At 71.3% G+C, this 2767-nt stretch carries 2 protein-coding genes and 1 pseudogene; all 3 read left to right on the forward strand.

What is annotated here, in order from left to right:
• Positions 1-528: pseudogene (locus QH283_RS04245) on the forward strand (MFS transporter); the annotation flags it as partial.
• Positions 529-777: 249 nt separating this feature from the next.
• Entirely contained in the window at positions 778-927 is a 150-nt protein-coding gene (locus QH283_RS04250; protein WP_280501708.1) for a hypothetical protein, read from the forward strand.
• A gap of 151 nt (positions 928-1078) precedes the next feature.
• Positions 1079-2767 (forward strand): SulP family inorganic anion transporter (locus QH283_RS04255; protein WP_280501709.1); only part of this gene is annotated, 1689 nt, incomplete at its 3' end.

Below are 2767 nucleotides of genomic sequence, written 5' to 3' on the forward strand. Positions count from 1 at the left end.
GCGCTGCCGCTGTTCTGGGCGGGTTTCGTGATGGCGCCGCTGTCGGTCGGCAGCCTCGGCGCCAACCGGATCGTGCGCGCCCTGTCGAGCCGTGTCCGGGTGACGACCCTGCTGCCGTTCGGCGCGGGCGTGATGACGGCCTCGGCCTTCCTGCTGTGGTTCTGGCACGACCGGCTGTGGGAGATCCTGTTCGGCATGCTGCTGTTCGGAATCGGCATCGGCACCACCTACGCGGCCATGCCCGCCTTGATCGCCCGCAATGTCGCCGACACCGAACTCGGTAGCGCCGTCAGCTTCAACCAGGTGCTGCGCACCGTCGGCGGCTCGTTCGGCAGTGCGCTGTCGGGTGCGGTGCTCGCCGCGCACCTGTCCGCCGATCTGCGTCCGGCCGATTCGGGCATCACGCTGGCGCTGGCGCTCGGCGCGTGCGGCAGCGCACTGGTGTTCGCGGCGCTGGCCGTCAACCACGTCCTCGGTCACCGGCGCGCTGCCGCCGCCGCGCGGAACCCGGAGCGCGCTCGGCGGTAGCGACCCGCGCCAGATATGTGATGGCCATCACAATTCTGTCGCGATCGACAATCGTTTCCGGCAGGCGCTTTCCCAACTCTTTGGTTCGTCTTTACTATTGATCCCGGCCCGGTCCCCGGGTCGTGGGATCCGCCGACGCGCGCACGCGTGCATCGGGGGCCCGTCCGTCGCCTGGTTGCCCCGCCCGCACATGTTCCACCGATGAACCATCGCCGGTCCGTGAGGTCCGTCCGATGGCGAAGGAGAAATATGTTCCCCGCGCACTGCGAGACACCGACGTCGTCCGAAGTGGTGAATGCCGCCGCCGAAACCGCATCGGCTGTGAATTCCCCTGCCGGAACCGCGATCTCGCGCCGGGTGGCGGCGGCGCGTTCCAGCTTTCCCGAGGTGCTGCCCTAGCGCCTCGCCCGCCGCCCGCCCTCGTGCGGGCCGCCACTCGACCGCGAGACGGGTCTGTCGCGCGGTGTCCGGTCCTGCCCCCGCATCGAATCGTCTGCCGCCGTGTCCGCCGTGTCGATCCGCCGGACGCCCGCGGCGAAGGAGCTGAGCCATGTCCGTCGCCAGTGAACACGCACCACCGTCGCCTGCCGCCGCTTCCGACGGCAGATGGAAATCCCTTCTGCGCCACGATGTTCCGGCATCCATCGTGGTCTTCCTGGTCGCCCTGCCGCTCTCGCTCGGCATCGCACTGGCCTCCGGCGCGCCGGTCGCGGCGGGGCTCATCGCCGCCGTGGTGGGCGGCATCGTGGTCGGTTGCCTCGGCGGCTCGGTGCTGCAGGTCAGCGGACCGGCCGCCGGGCTGACCGTCGTGGTCGCCGAATCGATCGCGCAATTCGGCTGGCGCACCACCTGTTTCATCGTCACAGCGGCGGGCGTGCTGCAGATCCTGTTCGGGCTGAGCCGGATCGCTCGCGCCGCGCTGGCGGTGGCGCCGGTGGTCGTGCACGCCATGCTCGCCGGCATCGGCGTGACCATCGCCCTGCAACAGGCGCACGTGCTGCTCGGCGGCGACTCGCACAGTTCGGCCGTGGCCAATCTGGCCGCGCTGCCGGGACAGGTGCTCGGCATGAACGCGGGCGCGGCGGTGATCGGCGGCATCGTCGTGGCCGTCATGCTCGGCTGGCGGTATCTGCCCGCCCGGGTGCGGGTGGTGCCGGGACCGCTGGTCGCCGTCGTCGCGGCCACCCTGGTGTCGCTGTTCGCGCCGGTGCGGGTGGAGCGCATCGTGTTGCAGGAGTCGCTGTTCGAGGCGCTGAGCCTGCCTCGGCTGCCCGACGGCGGCTGGGGCGCGGTGGCGCTGATGGTGCTGACGATCGCACTGATCGCCAGCGTGGAGAGCCTGCTGTCGGCGGTCGCGGTGGACCGCATGCACCACGGCCCGCGCACCGATTTCGACCGCGAGATGATCGGCCAGGGGTCGGCCAATGTGCTCTCCGGCCTGCTCGGCGGTCTCCCGGTGACCGGCGTGATCGTGCGCAGCGCGACCAACGCGCAGGCGGGGGCGCGCACCAGGGCCTCGGCGGTGCTGCACGGTGTCTGGCTGCTGGTGTTCTCGGTGGCGTTGGTGTCGGTGGTCGAGCGCATCCCCACCGCCGCGCTGGCCGGACTGCTCGTGGTGATCGGCATCCAGCTGGTGAAGATCTCCCACATCAGGCTGGCCCGCCGCACCGGCGACCTGCTCGTGTATCTGGTGACCATCGGCGGGGTGGTGCTGCTCAACCTGCTCGAGGGCGTGGTCCTCGGCCTGCTGCTCGCCTTCGCGCTGCTGCTGTGGCGGGTGGTGCGGGTGGCCATCGTGGCCGAGCGGATTCCGCAGTCCCAGCGCTGGCGGGTGCGAGTGGACGGCTCGTGCACCTTCCTCGCCCTGCCCCGGCTGTTCGGGGAGCTGGCGAAGGTGCCCGCCGACGCCGACGTGACCGTGGAGCTGGCCGTCGACTTCCTCGACCACGCCGCCGTCGAGGCGTTCCAGGACTGGGTGCGCAGACAGCAGAACAGCGGCGGCAGCGTGGAATTCGTCGAGCTCGGCGGAGTGCGGATGGCCGACGCGGCGGCGGGTCCGCCCGCCCGCCGCTTCGGCCGGACGGTCTGGGACGAGGTGCTCGGCCCGTGGCGCCGCAAGCAGCTCGCCCACCACGATCCGGTCGCGGCCGGGGTCGCCGCCTACCACCGCAGCCACGCCCATGTGGTCCATCCGCACCTGGACGATCTGGTGCACCGGCAGGACCCGGACTCCTTCTTC

This window comes from Nocardia farcinica, assembly GCF_029867845.1.
GTDB classification, from domain to species: Bacteria; Actinomycetota; Actinomycetes; order Mycobacteriales; family Mycobacteriaceae; genus Nocardia; species Nocardia farcinica_A.

Bases quoted from the DNA above. Each gene is read 5' to 3' on its own strand.
- QH283_RS04250 (WP_280501708.1), top strand. From the start codon at position 778: ATGTTCCCCGCGCACTGCGAGACACCGACGTCGTCCGAAGTGGTGAAT.